Raw genomic sequence first — 17489 nt, forward strand, 5'->3', positions numbered from 1 at the left:
TACCTCACTGGGTCTTCAACAGGGTTTCTACGTTCTGGCTCATCTTGCCCACTGTCTTGGCAATCAGCTCCTCCTGCATGGTGATCCGCATCAGCGACCACTGCATCTGCATCAGGCTGTTGGGATCATCCCCCGGGGTGGCCAGCTCGGCTTGCAGGCTCTGCTTGGCCTCGACAAACTGCTGCTTCAACTCCCCCAGCTCCCCGAGCAGAGAGCTCCCCATCCCCTGGGATGTGCTCCCCATCGCCTGTTCAAAACTGGCGACATGGGGCGAGGAGAGATCCACCGCTTTCAACTCATCCAGGCTGGTTACCACCGCCTGGGCAGACTGTGCAATTTCCATCACGCCTCCAGATCAAGTTTGTGCGAATTGCGCATCAGATTGTCTACCATGCCGTTGAGCGGGATCAGGGTCATCAGCTCGCGCCGGGCCAGTGCATCGAGAAATTGATGCCCCGCAGGCACGGCGCCCTGCCCGTCCCTGAGCTCGCTCAACAAGTTCAGCAACACCTTCTCCCGCCGCGACGCAAGGGGGTCAAACTCCCGCATGGTGGCTCGCAGCTCCGGCAGATCGATGGCATCCACCACCGGCGACTGACGCTCGCCAAAACGCGCGATCAGCTTGTCGGTGACCGGGGCAAACAATTGCTTGCCAATCTCCGGCGCCGGTTTGTCGCCCTGTTGGTAGATCTGCCAGAGCAGTTCACGCTTGGCGGCTGGTGTTACACCGGCCAGCAAACCCTCAAGGGGTGTCCCCTGTTGCCAGCGTTCGAACAGATCCGGCTCGGGGGTCTTGGCCAGCAGTCGCTCGAACTGGCGTTGGGCCATGGATTCGGGCGGGGGTGGCTGACGCAACGGCTGCTCTCCCCCAAGCTGATCGCTGCCTTCAATTTTCATGAGGTCATCTGCTCGCGCAGGCCTGCGGCAAACTGTTGCAAGGCTGGCTGACCGCTCTGTTCCAGTCGCAGCAACCGTGCAGCCAGCGCCTCCTGCCGACCAAGCCGCCACTCGCACAGGGCCAGCCAGGGTTCGATATCCGGTGTGCAGTGCTCGCCACCAAGCTGCAAAGCGGCCTGGTAATCCCCCCGGTTCATCAGGGAGGAGAGGCGAATGAGCGTTACACACTCGGTCATCTCCGGCGCACCCGCCAGCCAGTCGGCAATAGTAGCTGCCTCCTGATGGCAATGGTGGCCGGTGCCAGCCAGCGCAAGTTCGGCCAGTTGTCGCTTGAGTTCAGGGTTCATCATCAAATCTTCTGCAAAATACCCTGCATCAGGTCTTTCATGGCCCGAGTCACGGTGGAGTTGATGTTGTAGATCACCGACCATTTGTTGATCTTGTGCTGCAGCTCGGCCAGCAACGCCGGGTTGTCCGGATTGGTTTTCATCGCCTCAATGGCCTTGTTGACCTCGGTGTTGGCGGTGTTGGCCTGACCAGAAAGGTTTTCTGCCACTTGATCGAGGGTGTTACTGTTCTTGTCCGTATAGGTAAAGTAATCAGCCATGGTTGTGCTCCTTTATCTTGCCAATGATCGTGAGCCCCGCCTCGATGGCGTCGGCCTGTTGTTGCCACTCCCGATACTGTTGCGGGGTTCCCCCGCGCAGCAGTTGCCGTTTCACTTCACCCTGAGCCTGAACAAGCTGCTCATGCAGCTCACGGGCAAAGGCGGGATCAGCGCCGGACAGTCGCGCTTCCAAACTGGTCATCATGCCGCTCGGCTCCTTTTAATTTGACGATGTATTGCTGCTTGCCCTTGCTCACCACCACCGCATCGGGGCGAATGGCCAGCACCCGCACCCCGCTGGAGGTTGCGCCCCCAACCGGATAGCGCTGGTTGTCTGCCAGTACCACATAAGGCACCCGGCCAAACGAGACGCTGCGCACGTCGAACTCCAGCTCATCCTGACGCGGCGTTCTGGTCTGGTTGATCAGCTCCAGCGTCGGGTGTGTACCGAACTCGCGGCGAAACTGCTGGTTGACCTGCTGAAACTGGCTGAGCTGACGCTCATCCAGCTGGCCGGAGAGTTCGAGTCGCCCACCCGCCTCGCGCACCCGCAATGTCCCAGCCAGACCCTGCTCCTGCAGCAAGGCATCGAGGCGCTTGCGATAAGCCCCGGCAATCTGTACCTGATTCTCAACCCCCAGCAGGCCGGGGACCTCCTGCTTGAGCAGAGATTCAATGGTGCTCCATTTGCCATCCTGCCCCTGAATTTCACCGCTGAGCTTGAGCCAGCCGGGCTCCTTGCCATTGCGGATCTGCAGCTGTTCATAACCCAGCTTCTGCAAGATAAAGCCGGCACCCTGCCGCAGATCTTCCATGGTGCGCAGCTCCAGCCGGTAGCTGAAACCTTTGCTGTCGAGGTACTGCTGCAAAGCAAGACGCGCGCTGTTCTCATCGACATAACCCGAGAGCTGCCACAGCTCGGGGTCACTACTGTTCAGCACCACCTGACGGTAGTTTGGTGCGGCCAGAAAGCGCTTCAATGCCTGCTCACTGCGGGCGGATTCGTTCTCGTCGGCGCCATGCCACCAGCCCGTGCCGAGCAGCAAGACCACGGCGACCACCAGACTCAGGCAGAGGACCCCCATCCAGACATCGGCGCCCGCTGTCCGCCGCCGCGGCGCACGAGAAGGAGCAACCACCGCCGCCAGAGCCTCAAGCTGTTCGGGTAGCGAACGACTGTTGTCACAGAAGCTCCAGAGCAGCGGGCCTGCCTCCAGTCGCGTTCCCGCCCTGAGCGTCTCTCCCGCGGTCAGGGCGACACCGTCCTGAGTCGGGGTAATACCGTCCGCCCAGGCTTGCAGAGTGATCCCTTCCCCATTCACCAGCAGTACCAGATGCTCGGGGGCCATCCCCTCATCCACCAGCACCAGATCAGCCTTGAGGGGATCGGAACCGATGACCAGACGCCCCTCCGGCAGAGGAACTTCTACCCCGCGGTTGAGCCCGCGATATACGCGGCACTTCCAGCTCATCGGGTAGCGCCCTCATTGCCCGCCTGCACACACCAGCTGGCGGCCGGTGTACATTTTTGATCCTTGTTCATTTCGACCAGACGCCACCCCAGCTCATTGCCCATCCGGCACTGAGTGAGAGACGAGCTCTTGCCCCCCTGACGCAGCAGTTGCTGCACATCACGGGCTGCAGCCAGCGGCTGGCATTGCGCGCCCCCCAGCACCTTGCCAAGGGAGAGACTCTGATTGGAGATCTCATCAGCCCCGAGCACCCCGGCTCGCAAATCCTGACCATTGCCCAGCGCCAGATAGTGGGCAATACCGTCATCAATCAGACGAGGCTCGATGATAAATAGCCGCACCGAACGACGAGTCTGGGTGTCCTTGCTACGGAACAGCGCCCCCAGATAAGGGATGTCACCAAGGAAGGGCACCTTGCTCAGGTTCTCGCTCATCTCGTCGCGGTAGATACCGCCAATCAGCAGACTCTGGCCGTGGCCGACCCGGGCGATGGTATCGACCACGGTGCGACTGATGGTGGGAATGCCATCGGCCCCCGCACTGTTGGGTTTCTGGTTGCCATCCTCGATGTGGAGGCTCAGGCTGATCTCGGGTCTGTCACCCATCTGGATCACTCGGGGCGTCATTCGCAGCATGGTGCCGTAAGTGATCCCCTGCAGCTCGGCCACCCGCTCACCGCTGATCTTCACGTAATAGGTTTCGCTGTGGTCGATCACCGCCTGGGTGTTCTCCTGGGTCAGCAAGGTCGGGCGGGAGACCACCTGGGCATTGCCTTCGTTTTCCAGCAAGTTGACCCGGGCCAGCAGATAGTCGAGTCCCTTGGAGTCCACCAGACTGCCGAGCGCAGCGCCCCCTTCAATTCCTTTGCGATCGCCGGTGGTCTTGATGATCACCTGCTGGTTGGAACCGGTACGGATCCCCACTCGCCAATCCACCCCCAACTGGGAGAGATCCTCGGCATTGATATCGATGATGGAGAGCGCCACCTCGATACGGGCCGCCGGTTTGTCGAGCGCGGCGATCAACTTGTCGTACATCGCCATCCGCTCCGGAGCATCGCGCACGATCACCGCATTGAGGGAAGGATCGGCTTGCACGATGGCCTGACCGGAGGTGGCCGTTGCTGCCTTGCTACCCTCGCCGTTGACCATCTGCACGCCAGCATCGCTCAACAGCTTGGCCAGAATGGTCGCCACACCGGGCGCCGCCACATCGGTATCGCGGTACTGGATGGAGCGGTCAGTCGCCGAGGCATACTTGAGGGGGAAGATCTCGATGGCCAGCGGCCCGGTCTTCTCGCTGCGCAGCTGGGACTGTTGCTCCAGTGCCAGCGCGGTCTGCTCGATCAGTTCAAGGTAACGGGGCGGGCCGGAGACATAGACCAACCGGTTATCCGCATCGGGGCGCCAGCCGAAGCGGGGCTCCCAGATCCCGGCTCGTTGCAGCGCCTGTTTGAGTTCTGCTGCGCCAGTCTGCTCAAGATTGATGAGACGGGACTGCACTTCGCTGTTCTTGAAGACGTAGAGCACATTACCGTCGTAGTACCAGACCAGGTTGTAGAGGGAGGAGAGCTGCTGCAAAAAGGCGAGCGGCTCGTCATGTTCAAACTGACCGTTGACCTGATCGTTGACCTTGTCGCTGACCACCACGGAGACCTCGTAGTTGGCACCGAAGTTGACCAGGACGTCGCGCAGACTCTCCCCTTCCGCCACATAGCTGTAAGGCATGGGCACCCAGTCCAGCTCCTGTGCCATGGCGGGACGCTGCCACGCCATCACGGCGAGGCAGATCCACAACAGGGGACGCAGCAGGGGTTGCACACTCAAGGGTGCCATATCATCTGTCTCCATTGGGGGGCCAAGGCGGCCTCGGTCAATTGGGGTTCCAAGCGCTCCAGCAGGGCGATGTGCTGGCTCAGGCGCTCCGCCAGCAGCGCCTCATCGAGCCACTCCAGCGCGAGCCGCGCCTCCAGCTGCAGATTGCCAAGCTCATCCAGCACCAGGGCATGGGGGGCATGACGCCCCCAGGCCACCACCTGTTGCAACAGACGCTTTAGCAGCGCCGGATCATGGGCCTCAGCATCATTCCTCTGGCTGCTTGCAAGCGGGGTACTCAGCAGCAACTCACCGTTTCTGGGGGTCAGAAAAAGGGGATAACCATCGATCCGCAGATGGTACTTTCCCTGTGCGTCGGCAATAAAAGGCCCTTGGCCAAGGTTTGCGGCCAATCGATTCAGTAGCGTTTGCATAGTTCCTCGGGCTATCTAGGGCGCAGGAGGCTGCCAGTAGAAGTGATCCTGACCCAAGGCAATGCCCCGGCCGGCCAGCCACTCATGCAGGGTTAGGGCTGCCTCGTCCTGATGGGGCAGAGCCTGCAGGGCATGCCAGAATGTGCCAAGCTCGAGCGGTACCGGCATCAGGTGAACCGGGTCCCCCTCCTTGCTCGTTTGCGCATACCAGGCAGGCCAGGCCAGCTGGAGACGTGTCTCACAATCACTCTGCAGTCGGATGAGCTCCTGCTCGCGCTGGTTCAACTGCTCAAGCTGATCGGCGATCCGGCTCTCCAGATCCGCCGGTACATCGACCACGGTCTGCCAGAACACGGCCTGGGCATTGAGCTGGCGGCGCATCACCTGCAACTGCTCCAGTTCGTTAAGCCAGGCGCCGTAAAGTGGTTCAAGACGCTGAACCCACCAGCGGTGCAAGGGATAGAGCACCCAGTGCCACAGCAAGGGACGATCCGCCAGATTGATGCGGTCCCCCAGCTGCTGCATCCAGTCACAACGCTCGCTGCCTGCCAGACGCAAGATCTGTTGCAGCTCCTCACGCGAGACGGCCAGCGCGGCATCGAGACGGCGCTGAAACCAGATGGAGCCCAACAGGCTCTCCAGTCGGGTTCTGGGCAACAGTCGTTGCAACAGGGCCATCTGCTGCGAGGTGATCACGCCGGCATCCTGATAACGGAGCACGGACAGCTGGCCGACCAGACGATCCCGACTCAAGGTATCTGGCTGGACAACGGTAACCCGACGACCTGCAAACAGGCCCTGGTTAGGTGAATGGTGATCTTGCTGACTCATGCTATGCCTTGCTCATCATGCTGCGGGCAATAATGGAATGATGTTTCGATATGCTGGCTATTCTATCCATTGCCTCGCTCCGCGGCTTATAAAAAACGTCAGATTATTTTAGTCCGGCGTTAATCTGTGCCGTGTCGGGCACGGCTTGGCGTACAGCCAAAACGACGACGATAACTCTGGGTAAAATAGGATTGGCTGGAGAAACCGGCCTCCATCGCAATATCGACAATGCTCATTTCACTATTGAGTAATAACTGATGAGCGAAAAGGATCCGCCTTTCACTGATCCAGGCGCGTGGAGAAACACCATATATCGAGCCAAACAGCTCCTTGAAAGTGGTCAATCCCATACCGAACTCTTTGGCGAATTCGCTGAGCTTCCACTCCATCAGATAGTGCTTTTCCATAAACTGTTGCAACCGCTCGACCTGGCGATTGCTCAGCTGGCGCAAAATAGACATCAGTTGAGGCCCCTGTTCGCCAAACGCGAGCAGAAACAGCAACTCTTCGGTGCGTAATTGGGCCAGTGCGGGGGGATGTTCATGTTCGGTCAACCCGCGCAGTCCCTGAATACATTGGGTCAGCAAGGGGGATGAGTGAAACGGCAACAGCGTGGGGGCCATCCCCTCCAGCCGGGGGACTTCACTCAACAGTGAACCAAAACGTTGCAAGAAGCCTTGCAAAAAGGAGTTTGACAGAGGTAGCCAAAGCAGGCGGCAGGGGCCGTCACCGGTACAGACCGCGTAGTTGCCACGGCGCACGAACAGAAGTTCGTTGGGGGATAATTCATAGGTATCGGTACAGTCCTGCCACTTCATCGATCCTTCCAGGAGAATATAAATTCCCTCTTGCGGATGTTCGATAACGTTAAAAGCAGACATGCACCACTGGAGCAGGGCCATATCGCCCTTCTCTGTGGTAGTAATGCCCTTCATGTTTTATTTTCCTGAATCTGCGTGTAGTACCAGTAACACCTCCGGAAGCGGGTCGCTCTCGGGTGCTTTATTATTGCTGTTATTTTTATTTATTATTTTGTAATCAAGTCATTCGCTGGTGAATTAAAAAATTAATCACCATTGAAATGAGGGGGGATCCTACAACAGTCACAAGCAGAAAAACCAGCCTAAAATTAGAGCTAACACACTATTTATCCATTGCGACGACTCATACTTAATGGTGTGCTTACAGCAAAAGATACTTCGTTACAAAAAGAAACCTTCAATCTTAACTGACAAATTAATAAACGATTGATTTGAGGCTTTTTATTTAAACACAATCATTACTGACATTGTGGATAACAAGCTTTTGGCTGCAATTGAATAACCATTTTTTTGTCATTAAAAATCTTAAAAACTTTCTGCTGACTCATAGCCTGTACCGCGGTACCATCCATAAATCGCAAGCGGGCACGCAGATAGATCTCCCCTTCCGCCAGTTGCAGAGGGGTCAAACGCAGATCAAACAGCAATGGCAGCATGGTCACCTCATAACGGGTGGCTGCCACTTGCAACGGACGCCCCCCGATCACGCTGAGCACCGCCACCTCCACCGTCGCCGGACGTGGCAAGGCTTGCGGGAAGTGCACCTCGCCCTTGAGTTGCTGTTGCGATGGCTTCAGCTCCGGGGTGGTGACACAACCGGCCAGCATGGCCAACAGCATCAGTAGCAGCAAACCTCTCATAGCACCCGGATCCGCCGTTCACTCAGCGGGGTGTGCTCGCCCTGCTGCAGTCGCTGCAACGCCAGCTCCTGGACCTGATTGAGGGTAATGGAGCGTCGCAGCAGTGCCGACAGGGGAACCTGGCTCGCACTGGCTGACCGGGCACTCACGGTTCTGCCTGCAAATGCCCCTACCTTGCCCGCCTCTGCCCCATGCAGGGCCAGCGCACCTTGTGATTCCTGAATCTTCATGGTTATACCCGCACTCCCATCACCTGATCACTGCTGCCTGCCTCCCGCGTACCGGGTTGCAGCAACTCCTGCCAGAACTCGGCATGCTCCAGCATGCTGGCGAGACTCTCTTCAAGGTACGCCAGGGTCAACCGACTTGCCGCCATCTGGCGATAGAGTTGCACCGTCAGACTCTCTTCATCGAAGCCGAAGTGAAGATTGAACTGATACCAGTGACGATTGAAGCTGGCCAATTGACGGAAAATCCCCTCGCCCACCTGATGCAGCTCGGCCACGTCGGCCTGCAACACCAGCTGATCCCGCTCCGGCACCAGGATCAGGCTGAGTTGCAACTGCTCGTCAAAGCAGAGCGCCGCAACCCCCTCCTGATTCAGAGCCAGGGATGGCAAACCATATTTGGTGGCAAATTCAGCGAGCAGTCGATTGATGATGACAGTTACATCCATGATTTCCTCCAGCAGAGAGGAAGGCATGTTAGCCTGCCACCGCCATACTGGCTGTCACTCAAGGGCGCCACTTTTAAGAAAAATGGCCGGAAAACAAAAAGGCGCCCCAGTGGGCGCCTTGATTGCCATGACGTTTATGCAACGCCGAATGCCGCTTTCCAGGCCTGATTCTGGCTCTGGGAATACTGCTGCATCAGTTGCAGCAGATCTTTCATAAAGTTGGCATTGAAGGACATATTGTCCTCGGCCTTCTGCTTCTCGCTCTGACTGATGGTCGCCTCGACCTCGTCTTCTTTCGCATTGGCCTGGCTGTCACCCTGCGCCACCTGCACCGCAGAGTTGCTCATTTGCCCCACAGACTGGGTTACGGTGTTGAACACCTGACCCCGTTCGGAAGTGCGAGCAAATTTCTTGTCCAACAACCGGCTCGCGTTACTGTCTGCAACTTGATCCTGTTTCCAGACTTTGCCCACATCAGCGCGGTCAACCTGTTGGCCCTGCTTGCTCAAGCTATCAACCTTGGCATCAATCAAGGCCTCGCGACCGGCAATCTTGCCATCAAGGGATTGTTGCTGCTTGATAGTCTTGGCGCCCTTGCCCAGGCTGATCCCGCCCATAATGGCAGAGAACCCCGCCATCACGCCGGAGACCACCGCCATGGCGATCATCAGCTTGGCGCCGTGGCGCATCTCGTCAACCTGTGCCTGCTGGTTGCTGATGACCAGCTTGTTCTCGATATCCCGAACCTGTAACCCCTCCTCACGGGCCTGACGGGCCAGTTTGAACAGCAAGGACATCATATCCATCGCACTGTCCAGCTGCGCAACCATCTGGGTCACCCCTTTGGTATCGAAGGGGATGGAGGGGCGTGGCAGAGTTGGAACGCTCTTGTTCTCTGCCCCTTGCGAACGAGTCGAAGGGGCGGCCTCATGGGCAGTGGTCGCACTGCGAGCCTGCTGCGGCTCACCGGCCTGCACCTCGGTCAGCGGGGCGGTACGGGTTACGCCATTTGCATAATCACTGTTAATCATGGTCGGTACTCCTTAGATAGCGGCAGGTCTGCGGGCCAGGTTGTTCATCATGTCGCCCTTGGCATTGATCATCTGGAAGATCATCTCCATGGTCTGCTGGAACGCCTCGATCATCTGGGCTATCGCCTCCTTGAGCTTGTCGATGACCCCTTGCAACTCGGTCATCTCGCTCTTGCTCAAGGCAAGATCAGCCTGAGCATCGAGCGACTCGGACTCTTTCGCCGACTGGACCGTTTTGGCCACGCCACTGCTCACATCAATGAGGATATCGGCACCCTGGGTGGCCATCTTGGCCACTTTCGCCACCTGACCGGTCACTTTCACCGCTTCAGCGGTTGCTTTGGCACCAAATTTGGCGGCCACTTCACCCGCCTTGGCAACAATTTTGGCGGTAACATCCGCAACCTTGCCACCAATCTTGGCGCCCAGTTTGGCAATCGCACCGCCAATGGTCGCGCCGAAACTGACTGCGGCCGAAATCACTGCCAACGCAATCTCTATCCCCATCAGGGCTGGCCCCAGCTTCTCCATCACCTCCTTGGAGATAAGGCCATCAGCGGCAGCCTGCTGCACAGCCATGTTGACCACGCCAACGACGCCAGCTGCGATCATCAGGGCACCGGCAGCAGCACCAATCCCGGTTGCCACCATGATGGCACCGATCACCAGCGAGGCGATGGCACTGATCCAGCCAAAAATCTTGCCAAAGATACCGGCCTTCTTGGCCTCCTGGGCACTCTCTTCTGCCTCTTTGATCTTCGCCTGGTTCTCGCCGATCTTCTTCTCGTTCAGCGTGCGAGCTTGCCGGATATCATCAAGCTTCAGCTTGGTCTGGGTCTTCTCCAGATCGCTGGTGAGTTTGCCCAGCTCAATCTCGAACGCTTCGGGCGAGGTAAAGGCTGCGGTCACCAACCCGGTGGTGTGCGGCAGAATCAAGCGGGTGTTCTCTTTCACCGAAGCCACCAACTTGCCGATTTCACCAAGTTGCTGCGCACTGACCTGGCTATTGCTTACCGCCAGTGGTGCGTTTAGCGAGACCCCTGACTTGCGGGCCTGACCGGCGACTTGCACCGTGGCGGCATCGAGCCGTGTTTCACTGCGAGGTTGGGTTACGGGCACCAGGCCCGCAACATCACCTGTGTTTCCCAGCGGGGAAACCTGTCTTTCATTGCTGATCGGGTTCATCTTGCAGATCCCTTCTGATTGCGATGGCTTCCAACATAACCTTGGCGCTTGCCGCCAGGTCTGCCTGCTGGGGATCTGTGTCCGCCAGCAGTCGGGCCGAGTGGAAGCCACTCTCGGCCCCGTTCAAATCACCTTGTTGCAGCCGGCACTCGGCAGCATGAAACGGGAAACGGGGATCTTTCAGGTCGAGCATGGCGCCAAAGCTGTAGCTTTGAACCGCCGTTTCAAATTCCCCCATCGCCTGACGGCAGGCACCCAGCCCGAGGAAATAACGCGGCTCGTAGTGATCCAGCATGCAGAGGGCCTGGAAGATCTTGTGAGCATCCTCCCACTTGCCGGCCTGATACTGGCCAAAGGCCAGGGCATAGAGCTGCTCCAGGGTGTCGCCCGAGATATCCTGCAGCATGGCCAGGGTGCCACCGTCAGCCATAAAGGCTTCCAGCTCTGCTTCATATTCCGGGGTCAGGGTGGTATCGGTCTGCATGATCTCTCCTCAAATTGCGCCAAGAATGTCGCGCATGATGCTGTCGTATTTCTGGATAAAACGGTTGAGTGCCTCGATGGCGGCGTTATAGCGCGAGCTGACGTCGTTGAGGCGGGTGGTCTTTTCACTGACCTGATCGTTGAGCGGGCGAGAACGGTCGCTCACACTGGTGGAGAAGTTACCAAGCTTGTTGTTGTCCTTGTCATAGCTGTAGCTGGCTTCGATATTTGTCATCGCGCCGCTCTTCTTCTGGTCACTTTCCAGGAACTCTTTAACGGTGATACGCTGCTTGGCTACGACCTGCTCCAGAATGGCTTTTTTACTGTCGTACACAGCCTGCAGTTCAGAACGATATGACTCGAAGTTTATGTCGATACCTGTCGATATACCCGCATTATGGCGTTGCTGATTCTTGATTATCTCGTTCAGATTACTTTCAGCCTCGCTGAAATCTTGTTGTGCTTTTTTCACTTGCTCATTAGTAAACATTTTTGACAACAGTTTGTACTCGGCCCCTTCCATAAATTTGGCCTGAGACTGATAGCCATAGAGCTTGTAATCCATCAGATTGAAATCGGTGTTGAAGGTCTGGCTGGATGCCGCAGAGAGCACCTTGTTGATCTCGGACTGGATCACCCCGTAGATCTTCAGCTCACCGGTCATCTCTGCCAGCTCGTCCCGCAGCCCTTTACGCTGGTTGTCCTGAAACGCCATCACCCCGGTAAAGGTCGTGATGAGATCGTCATCGATGCGATCCATGGTCAGCGCACTGAGGGAGAGCAGCATAAATTCAGGGACGGTCCAGTGGGTGACTGGCGGGGTTTGTTTTGCTCCCCGCTCGATCATTCCCTTGATGGCGGCAATGGCCGCATCTTGCCCCCCCTGGAACTGGCCCATCGCCCAACCCCCGTTGATCGAGGCGGGATCCGTCAGATAGGCAGCCAGCAACTTCTCCAGCTGCTCCTTGCTCAGCGCAGTCGATGAGTCAGCACTGATGGTGATCTTGCCCTTGAGCAGCTCGACCAGTTCGGTCAACTTGGGGTTTTTATGGCCCGGCAATGCGTCCAGCGCTTGCCCATCAAGCCAGCCGACGAACGCACCAGGGTTGGTGTTGTAGTCAGGGATAGTGCTCATCACGACTCCTTAAATCATCAGTCCGCGCATCATGGTGGGACGGCGACTCTTGCGGCCCTCTCCCGGCTGTGCCGGCAGTAACGCCTGTCTGCGCTGGATCTCAGCCAGCAACTCCTGCTCGGCCACGGCCACTTGCTCGGTCGGCGCATCGAATAGCAGCTGACAGGTCTGATCCGAGAGAGCGAGGCCAGCCAGCATCTCTTGCAACAGAGCGTTGCGATGATCGCTGTCGGCAATGGCCTGCTCTGCCTGCGAGATGGTCTCGCTATGGTCGGCAAAACGTGGTTGTTTCATCTTGGCTCCTATTCTATGAGGCCCTTTTGGACATGCCTGTCACGCAAGGCCGTGCTTTTGTCGTTTTCGTATATCCCGCAGGGAACAGACTTGCTCGGCGGCCAGCATGAACCAGCCGGGCTCGGGTTCGCAGGCTCCCGTCCAGCGCAGGTAAAAGCGCCCGAGCCGCTCACTGCTCAGGCTACTGCCGCGAAAGACATCGACGTTGCCGTAGAGGTAATGGCCCGGCCCGAGTACAGCCAGAGTGGCTTCGGCCAGCAGATAGAGAGCGGCAAAGGGATTGGCCAGTCCGGTCCGCTCCCCCTCACGACGCACCAGCAGGATCCAGACCCGTCGGGTCGCAGGATCAAAGCGCCAGGCGAGATAAATTTGGCGATAGCAGAAAGCGTGGCCGATCTGGATGGGAGTCGCCCCCAGATGGTGAGGGGCCACCGCCACTCCCCTGGCTTGCAGCCAGGGGATCAGGGGGTCAGTAGTTAACGGGTCCCCCCTCACAGGCAGACCCTCCCGAGGGGCTGGATATTGATCTGCTGGGTCAGCTCCTGATAGGAGAGCACCGGCAGGGCGTGATAATCCCCTTCAATGAGCTTGCGCACATAGCGGCGGATATCCATGGAGACAATCAGCACCGGCTTGTTCTGCATCTGGGCCAGATCACCGACGGTATGGCGCACCTGATCGAGGAAGCTCTGAGTAATGGTGGGATCGAGTGCCAGATAGCTGCCGGCGCTGGTCTGGCGAATGCCGCCGCGGATCTGCTCCTCCACCTGCTGATCGAGCAGATAGGCAGGCAAGATGTTGTTGCCGTTGGCGTACTTGTAGCAGATGTAGCGCTTGAGGCTGCTGCGGATGTACTCGGTGAGCTGCACCACATCCTTCTCTTTCTGGCCCCACTCCACCATCGCCTCGAGGATGGCGCGCATGTTGCGGATGGAGATATCCTCCCCCACCAGCCGCTGCAAAATTTCGGTCATCCGCTGCAGCGGGATGATGCGCTGCGCCTCCTTGACCAGCTCGCCATAACTCCCCTCCATCTGCTCCAGCAGGTAGCGGGTCTCCTGAATGCCGATAAAGTCCTCGGCATATTCCCGCAGCACATGGGATAGATGCCAGGTCACCACCTGATCGGTGGTGAGGCTGGCCAGCCGTGACTTCTCCAGCCGCTCCTGATGTTCATTAGCGACCCACAAGGTCGGTTTTCCCGGCAGCAACGGCGCCCCCTCTTCGTAGGGGATCCCCAGCAGATCGAGCTGGGAGGCGCTCTCCTGCACCAGCTGATGGCCCGGGCGCAGCAGACCGCGGGCGACCGGCACCTCCTGCAGCTGGATCAGGTATTCGCCAGGCCCCATCCCCTCGTTGAAACGCAGGTGAATCCCCGGGAAAGGCACCCCGAGATCGAGATAGAGGGCGCGACGCACCCGCACCAGTTCGTCGTTGAGGGCAATCGCCTCCAGCTCGGCCTGCAAAGCGGCATCCACATCGATCAGGAGCGGCACCGTCATGGCGAACTCCTCCTTCTCCCCCAGCTTGCCCCGCGGCTTGCTGCCCGGTTTTGGCTTGCTGCGGGCGGCGGGGGCTCCCGCCCCCTGCGCCAGCACGGCGGGAAGATCCTGACTGTTGCTGCTCTGCGCCTTGCGCTGACGCAAGCCGATAAAATAACCGCCTGCCGTGACGATGGCCGCCAGCGCAAAGAAGGTGATCATCGGGAAGCCCGGGATCAACCCAAACAGCACCAGCAGCAGACCACCTATCAGCAGCGCCTTGGGCTGGGCCACCACCTGGGCACCGATATCGGTACCCAGATCGGAAGACTCTTCGGAGGAGACCCGGGTAACGATGATCCCCGCAGTGATGGCGATCAGCAGCGCCGGCACCTGGGAGACCATGCCATCACCCACCGTCAGGATGGAGTAGAGCTGCAGCGCATCGGCGGCGGATAACCCCTTCTGGGTTACCCCTATGGTGACGCCACCTAGGATGTTGACGAAGATGATGATGAGGCCCGCGATGGCGTCTCCTTTCACGAACTTCATGGCGCCATCCATGGAGCCGAACATCTGGCTCTCCTTCTCGATGACCCCGCGGCGATCCCGCGCCTCGTGCACGTCGATCACCCCGGCGCGCATGTCACCGTCGATACTCATCTGCTTGCCCGGCATGGCATCGAGGGAGAAGCGGGCACTCACCTCGGCGACCCGTTCCGAGCCCTTGGTGATCACCAGAAACTGGACGATGGTGATGATGAGGAAGATGACGATCCCCACCACCAGATTGCCCCCCACCACGAAGTTGCCGAAGGTGTAGACGATCTGCCCCGCATCAGCCTGCAGCAGGATCATCCGGGTGGTACTCACCGACAAGGCAAGCCGGAACAGGGTGGTGATCAGCAGCACCGCCGGAAAGGCGGAGAACTGCAGCGGCGAATTGATATAAACCGCCATCATCAGCAGTACCACCGAGATGGTCATGTTGATGGCAATCAGGATATCGAGGGCCACCGGCGGCAGCGGCAAGACCATCATAAAGACGATGGCCAGCAGCAGGATCGCCAGCATGATGTCCTTGCGCTCGCCGATCCGGCGCAGCAGCTCAAGGGAGCGTTGATTCATTCTGCTCTTCCAGTTCGAGGTATTGTTGATAGGCAAAACGGGCTTCATCCAGCCGCCCTGCCAACTGGCAGGCCCGGCTGCGACAGAGCCAGAGCGGGCCATCGGCCTCCCCTTGCTGCATCAGCTGATCGACATGGGCCAGCGCAGCCTCCCCCTCTCCCTGTTTGAGCAGGGCCACCAGCAGGGTCCGTCGCCCTCCCTGATGGTCGGGGTAGATCTGCAGCAGGGCGGCCAGCAGCACGCTCGCCTTGTCAGGGTGGCCATATTGCAGTTGCAACCAGCCGGTGAGCAGCAGCGCATCCTGCTGCTGTGACGTAAGCACCATGGTCATACCTTGTGCAGCAGATGAAGGGTCATCTGCATCAGTTGTTCATCGGTGTGCATCTGTTCGAGCAGCGCGGCAGCCGCTCGCAATTCTGGGCTCTGCCCCTCTGCCAGCACACTGCGCAGCCCCTGCATCGCCTGATTGAAATCAACCGGCCGCAACAAATCGTGAAAGCCGCGATCTGGAGTGGCGAAATCGAGCAGCGCCCGATCCGCCAGCCGCTCGGGGTAGAGGCGGATGATATGGGGTTCGATGGACTGGCCATCGGGTAACAGAGCATAACGCCCCGGCAGGCTTCGCTCCTGATCGTCAAGAGAGATGGCGCTGAGCTGCTCGATACCGATATGCGCGGCAGTGATCCGGCTCATGACGCCAGCACCTCTCGCTGCAACCGTGTCAGGGTGGTCACGGCCTGATGGAGCTGGGGCAGAGTCACGGCCCGCTCATCCAGGGTGACGAAGAGGATCAGCTGCTCCTCCCCCAACCAGCCGCTGCGCACCGGCAGTGCCGGGCCTTGCGCCGCGGCGGTCAAGGTCATGGCGCGGCGGATCGCCTCGCCACTCTGATGCCAGGGCACAGCGCGGGCCAACCAGAGGGTCAGTTGCCCCTGATGGCGCTCCAACTGCAGAGTGCCGCTCTGCTCCAGTTCAAGCTGGATCAGCGAATGGGGGTTATCCCCTATGGTGATGCCCAGATCCTGGCAAAACTGCACCAGCAGGGGTTCAATCCAGTTCATGACGACTCTCCAGACAACTCATCCTCTTCCCGCTCGATGGCGTTATCGAGCGCCCCCTGACAGCACTGCAACAGGTTCTGGCGCTGCTCCTCCTCACTGAACAGCTCCACCGGCAGCAGGCGGATCAGCCGCTTGAGCTCCTGATAAAGCAACACCTGCTGGCGACAATCTGACAGCTCAAGAGCCACACCGACCAGCTCCACATCCCGCACGCTGGCCCAGCGTTTCTCCACCAGGGCGATCAGATCGCCCATCAGATCAGAAGGCCCGTATGCCATGGGCCGAGCCCTCCTTCACCCGTTGCCACAGCTCGTCCACTTGCGCCGAGAGAGTGTTGAGCAGCCGCAGCTTGTGCATGTCGCTCATCACCCGCTCCAGCTTGACCGGATCGAGCCAACGCTGCTGGCTGTCGAGATCGGCGCTCAGGGCCTTCATCATGAAACCGGTCACCTTCTCCAGCGCGCCGTTGCCAAAGCGGCTGTGAATATCGCGCCAGGCGGCAGAAAGGGCACGGTAGTCCTGCACCGCATCGCGATAGAGATCCCGCAGATCCTGCTCGGCTCCCACGCCCGCTTTGGCCGCTTCGGCCGCGGGGCCGGTAATGCGCGCCCCCAGCACGATTGCACTGCCCTGCTCGTCCGCCAGCTTGGCCAGCGCCTGCTCCACCAGCGCCAGGGTGCCCTGCATCTCCGGTCGTCCGGCGAGGGCCTTGCGCGCCTGACAGAGCGCCTCGAACTGCTCGCTTACCTCACCCGAATAGCTCTCGAGATAGGCCAGCAGCTGGGAGAGGTTGGCCAGCCGACCACTGCCGAGGTGGCTCACCATCTCCTTGATCTTCTGCTGGCGTTCGAGCTCCGGCACTTTGTCGAGGTAATCCCCCACCAGCGCCTCGATCTCGCTGATGCGGGCATGGCTGTCACTCAGCTTGCGCTTGGCGAGCGAAAGCTCAGCGCGCTCGGAAAAGACAAAGGTGAGCTCTTCGGCGGCATCGGCCAGCGACTGGGCGGCACTGGCCAGCACGACCCGCTCCCCCTGAAATTGCCCACCCTGCAGGGGAGCCTGACGGGATGCGACCTCTGCTCCGCGCAGCTCGGGCTGGGCGGCAGGGGCATAGGGGTTGCTCTGGATAATGGCCATGGAAACTCCCGTGACGAATGGATTGACGAGGATGGCATTATAAAAATCGCCCTCATCCCCCTATGCCAAAATCGGCCGTGAATTTTTAGCCCGCCCCCAACGGTTTTCTAAAAAGTCCCGACTCGCGCTGAAATCCCCGTAG

Annotated in this window: 25 protein-coding genes; all 25 read right to left on the bottom strand. The window is 59.1% G+C overall.

The features are described 5' to 3' along the window. Positions 1–4 precede the first annotated feature (4 nt). Complete coding sequence (ascI, locus tag I6L34_RS03955; RefSeq protein ID WP_005320806.1) at positions 5–343, bottom strand: SctI family type III secretion system inner rod subunit AscI; 339 nt, start codon at positions 341–343, stop codon at positions 5–7. Beyond that, positions 343–897, bottom strand: coding sequence for a YopR family T3SS polymerization control protein (locus tag I6L34_RS03960; RefSeq protein ID WP_040065222.1), 555 nt, complete (start codon positions 895–897; stop codon positions 343–345). The genes ascI and I6L34_RS03960 overlap by 1 nt, the downstream gene beginning before the upstream one ends. Continuing rightward, complete coding sequence (locus I6L34_RS03965) at positions 894–1247, bottom strand: YscG family type III secretion system chaperone (protein WP_216955797.1); 354 nt, start codon at positions 1245–1247, stop codon at positions 894–896. The genes I6L34_RS03960 and I6L34_RS03965 overlap by 4 nt, the downstream gene beginning before the upstream one ends. Further along, positions 1247–1504: a type III secretion system needle filament protein AscF gene (gene ascF / locus I6L34_RS03970; RefSeq protein WP_021229954.1), complete on the bottom strand. Its 258-nt coding sequence runs from the start codon at positions 1502–1504 to the stop codon at positions 1247–1249. Before ascF ends, I6L34_RS03965 begins: the two co-directional genes overlap by 1 nt. Continuing rightward, entirely contained in the window at positions 1497–1709 is a 213-nt protein-coding gene (locus I6L34_RS03975) for an EscE/YscE/SsaE family type III secretion system needle protein co-chaperone (RefSeq protein ID WP_005334536.1), read from the bottom strand. The genes ascF and I6L34_RS03975 overlap by 8 nt, the downstream gene beginning before the upstream one ends. Next, positions 1672–2976 carry a SctD family type III secretion system inner membrane ring subunit AscD gene (ascD, locus tag I6L34_RS03980; RefSeq protein WP_201913525.1) on the bottom strand — a complete coding sequence of 435 codons (1305 nt, stop codon included), beginning with the start codon at positions 2974–2976 and terminating at the stop codon, positions 1672–1674. Before ascD ends, I6L34_RS03975 begins: the two co-directional genes overlap by 38 nt. Continuing rightward, complete coding sequence (gene ascC / locus I6L34_RS03985; RefSeq protein WP_216955800.1) at positions 2973–4826, bottom strand: SctC family type III secretion system outer membrane ring subunit AscC; 1854 nt, start codon at positions 4824–4826, stop codon at positions 2973–2975. The genes ascD and ascC overlap by 4 nt, the downstream gene beginning before the upstream one ends. Then, the gene (ascB, locus tag I6L34_RS03990; RefSeq protein WP_088869515.1) at positions 4799–5224 is read right to left on the bottom strand and encodes a YscB family type III secretion system chaperone AscB; all 426 of its coding nucleotides are present in this window, start codon (positions 5222–5224) and stop codon (positions 4799–4801) included. The genes ascC and ascB overlap by 28 nt, the downstream gene beginning before the upstream one ends. 15 nt (positions 5225–5239) lie before the next feature. Then, positions 5240–6055 (bottom strand): type III secretion system negative regulator ExsD, encoded by an 816-nt coding sequence (gene exsD / locus I6L34_RS03995; protein WP_216955803.1) that lies wholly within the window; start codon positions 6053–6055, stop codon positions 5240–5242. A gap of 119 nt (positions 6056–6174) precedes the next feature. Continuing rightward, positions 6175–6990 (bottom strand): AraC family transcriptional regulator, encoded by an 816-nt coding sequence (locus I6L34_RS04000; RefSeq protein WP_019446814.1) that lies wholly within the window; start codon positions 6988–6990, stop codon positions 6175–6177. Positions 6991–7334: 344 nt separating this feature from the next. Next, positions 7335–7736 (bottom strand): YscW family type III secretion system pilotin, encoded by a 402-nt coding sequence (locus I6L34_RS04005; RefSeq protein WP_058055788.1) that lies wholly within the window; start codon positions 7734–7736, stop codon positions 7335–7337. Beyond that, positions 7733–7966, bottom strand: coding sequence for a T3SS regulon translocated regulator ExsE family protein (locus I6L34_RS04010; protein WP_005334547.1), 234 nt, complete (start codon positions 7964–7966; stop codon positions 7733–7735). The genes I6L34_RS04005 and I6L34_RS04010 overlap by 4 nt, the downstream gene beginning before the upstream one ends. Before the next feature lie 2 nt (positions 7967–7968). Continuing rightward, the gene (locus I6L34_RS04015; protein ID WP_021229946.1) at positions 7969–8412 is read right to left on the bottom strand and encodes a type III secretion system chaperone; all 444 of its coding nucleotides are present in this window, start codon (positions 8410–8412) and stop codon (positions 7969–7971) included. Between the two features lie 134 nt (positions 8413–8546). Then, a complete protein-coding gene (aopD, locus tag I6L34_RS04020) occupies positions 8547–9443 on the bottom strand; it encodes a type III secretion system translocon subunit AopD (protein WP_216955806.1) in 897 nt (298 codons plus the stop codon). Positions 9444–9455: 12 nt separating this feature from the next. Beyond that, positions 9456–10628 (bottom strand): type III secretion system translocon subunit AopB, encoded by a 1173-nt coding sequence (gene aopB, locus I6L34_RS04025; RefSeq protein ID WP_201903825.1) that lies wholly within the window; start codon positions 10626–10628, stop codon positions 9456–9458. Then, the gene (gene acrH, locus I6L34_RS04030) at positions 10609–11112 is read right to left on the bottom strand and encodes a SycD/LcrH family type III secretion system chaperone AcrH (RefSeq protein WP_017411833.1); all 504 of its coding nucleotides are present in this window, start codon (positions 11110–11112) and stop codon (positions 10609–10611) included. Before acrH ends, aopB begins: the two co-directional genes overlap by 20 nt. Positions 11113–11121: 9 nt before the next feature. Beyond that, on the bottom strand, positions 11122–12246 hold the full coding sequence (locus I6L34_RS04035; protein WP_216955809.1) for a virulence-associated V antigen: 1125 nt from the start codon (positions 12244–12246) through the stop codon (positions 11122–11124). Positions 12247–12255: 9 nt separating this feature from the next. Further along, entirely contained in the window at positions 12256–12540 is a 285-nt protein-coding gene (gene acrG / locus I6L34_RS04040) for an LcrG family type III secretion system chaperone AcrG (protein ID WP_005334559.1), read from the bottom strand. A 39-nt stretch (positions 12541–12579) separates the two neighbouring features. Further along, the gene (locus I6L34_RS04045) at positions 12580–13035 is read right to left on the bottom strand and encodes an LcrR family type III secretion system chaperone (RefSeq protein WP_216955812.1); all 456 of its coding nucleotides are present in this window, start codon (positions 13033–13035) and stop codon (positions 12580–12582) included. Further along, on the bottom strand, positions 13032–15197 hold the full coding sequence (gene ascV / locus I6L34_RS04050) for a SctV family type III secretion system export apparatus subunit AscV (RefSeq protein ID WP_302054761.1): 2166 nt from the start codon (positions 15195–15197) through the stop codon (positions 13032–13034). The genes I6L34_RS04045 and ascV overlap by 4 nt, the downstream gene beginning before the upstream one ends. Further along, positions 15130–15480: a M48 family metallopeptidase gene (locus I6L34_RS04055; protein WP_216955818.1), complete on the bottom strand. Its 351-nt coding sequence runs from the start codon at positions 15478–15480 to the stop codon at positions 15130–15132. Before I6L34_RS04055 ends, ascV begins: the two co-directional genes overlap by 68 nt. Next, on the bottom strand, positions 15477–15842 hold the full coding sequence (gene ascX / locus I6L34_RS04060; protein ID WP_216955821.1) for a type III secretion system protein AscX: 366 nt from the start codon (positions 15840–15842) through the stop codon (positions 15477–15479). Before ascX ends, I6L34_RS04055 begins: the two co-directional genes overlap by 4 nt. Beyond that, positions 15839–16210, bottom strand: a complete 372-nt coding sequence (gene acr2 / locus I6L34_RS04065) for a SycN family type III secretion system chaperone Acr2 (protein WP_069528254.1) — start codon at positions 16208–16210, stop codon at positions 15839–15841. The genes ascX and acr2 overlap by 4 nt, the downstream gene beginning before the upstream one ends. Next, a complete protein-coding gene (gene acr1 / locus I6L34_RS04070) occupies positions 16207–16488 on the bottom strand; it encodes a type III secretion system gatekeeper subunit Acr1 (protein WP_216955824.1) in 282 nt (93 codons plus the stop codon). The genes acr2 and acr1 overlap by 4 nt, the downstream gene beginning before the upstream one ends. Beyond that, positions 16469–17347: a SctW family type III secretion system gatekeeper subunit AopN gene (aopN, locus tag I6L34_RS04075; protein WP_042054058.1), complete on the bottom strand. Its 879-nt coding sequence runs from the start codon at positions 17345–17347 to the stop codon at positions 16469–16471. The genes acr1 and aopN overlap by 20 nt, the downstream gene beginning before the upstream one ends. Positions 17348–17489 lie beyond the last annotated feature (142 nt).

Source organism: Aeromonas sp. FDAARGOS 1404 (assembly GCF_019047085.1).
In the GTDB taxonomy this organism is placed as follows: domain Bacteria; phylum Pseudomonadota; class Gammaproteobacteria; order Enterobacterales; family Aeromonadaceae; genus Aeromonas; species Aeromonas veronii.

Coding starts and splice junctions, on each gene's coding strand:
- I6L34_RS03960 (WP_040065222.1), bottom strand. CDS start 897: ATGAAAATTGAAGGCAGCGATCAGCTTGGGGGAGAGCAGCCGTTGCGT.
- ascX (WP_216955821.1), bottom strand. CDS start 15,842: ATGAGCCGGATCACTGCCGCGCATATCGGTATCGAGCAGCTCAGCGCC.
- ascI (WP_005320806.1), bottom strand. CDS start 343: ATGGAAATTGCACAGTCTGCCCAGGCGGTGGTAACCAGCCTGGATGAG.
- I6L34_RS03975 (WP_005334536.1), bottom strand. CDS start 1,709: ATGATGACCAGTTTGGAAGCGCGACTGTCCGGCGCTGATCCCGCCTTT.
- acr1 (WP_216955824.1), bottom strand. CDS start 16,488: ATGGCATACGGGCCTTCTGATCTGATGGGCGATCTGATCGCCCTGGTG.
- ascV (WP_302054761.1), bottom strand. CDS start 15,197: ATGAAGCCCGTTTTGCCTATCAACAATACCTCGAACTGGAAGAGCAGA.
- I6L34_RS04015 (WP_021229946.1), bottom strand. CDS start 8,412: ATGGATGTAACTGTCATCATCAATCGACTGCTCGCTGAATTTGCCACC.
- ascF (WP_021229954.1), bottom strand. CDS start 1,504: ATGGCTGATTACTTTACCTATACGGACAAGAACAGTAACACCCTCGAT.
- acr2 (WP_069528254.1), bottom strand. CDS start 16,210: ATGAACTGGATTGAACCCCTGCTGGTGCAGTTTTGCCAGGATCTGGGC.
- I6L34_RS04000 (WP_019446814.1), bottom strand. CDS start 6,990: ATGAAGGGCATTACTACCACAGAGAAGGGCGATATGGCCCTGCTCCAG.
- I6L34_RS04055 (WP_216955818.1), bottom strand. CDS start 15,480: ATGACCATGGTGCTTACGTCACAGCAGCAGGATGCGCTGCTGCTCACC.
- aopB (WP_201903825.1), bottom strand. CDS start 10,628: ATGAACCCGATCAGCAATGAAAGACAGGTTTCCCCGCTGGGAAACACA.
- aopN (WP_042054058.1), bottom strand. CDS start 17,347: ATGGCCATTATCCAGAGCAACCCCTATGCCCCTGCCGCCCAGCCCGAG.
- ascB (WP_088869515.1), bottom strand. CDS start 5,224: ATGCAAACGCTACTGAATCGATTGGCCGCAAACCTTGGCCAAGGGCCT.
- acrG (WP_005334559.1), bottom strand. CDS start 12,540: ATGAAACAACCACGTTTTGCCGACCATAGCGAGACCATCTCGCAGGCA.
- ascD (WP_201913525.1), bottom strand. CDS start 2,976: ATGAGCTGGAAGTGCCGCGTATATCGCGGGCTCAACCGCGGGGTAGAA.
- I6L34_RS04035 (WP_216955809.1), bottom strand. CDS start 12,246: ATGAGCACTATCCCTGACTACAACACCAACCCTGGTGCGTTCGTCGGC.
- I6L34_RS03965 (WP_216955797.1), bottom strand. CDS start 1,247: ATGATGAACCCTGAACTCAAGCGACAACTGGCCGAACTTGCGCTGGCT.
- aopD (WP_216955806.1), bottom strand. CDS start 9,443: ATGATTAACAGTGATTATGCAAATGGCGTAACCCGTACCGCCCCGCTG.
- exsD (WP_216955803.1), bottom strand. CDS start 6,055: ATGAGTCAGCAAGATCACCATTCACCTAACCAGGGCCTGTTTGCAGGT.
- ascC (WP_216955800.1), bottom strand. CDS start 4,826: ATGGAGACAGATGATATGGCACCCTTGAGTGTGCAACCCCTGCTGCGT.
- I6L34_RS04010 (WP_005334547.1), bottom strand. CDS start 7,966: ATGAAGATTCAGGAATCACAAGGTGCGCTGGCCCTGCATGGGGCAGAG.
- I6L34_RS04005 (WP_058055788.1), bottom strand. CDS start 7,736: ATGAGAGGTTTGCTGCTACTGATGCTGTTGGCCATGCTGGCCGGTTGT.
- acrH (WP_017411833.1), bottom strand. CDS start 11,112: ATGCAGACCGATACCACCCTGACCCCGGAATATGAAGCAGAGCTGGAA.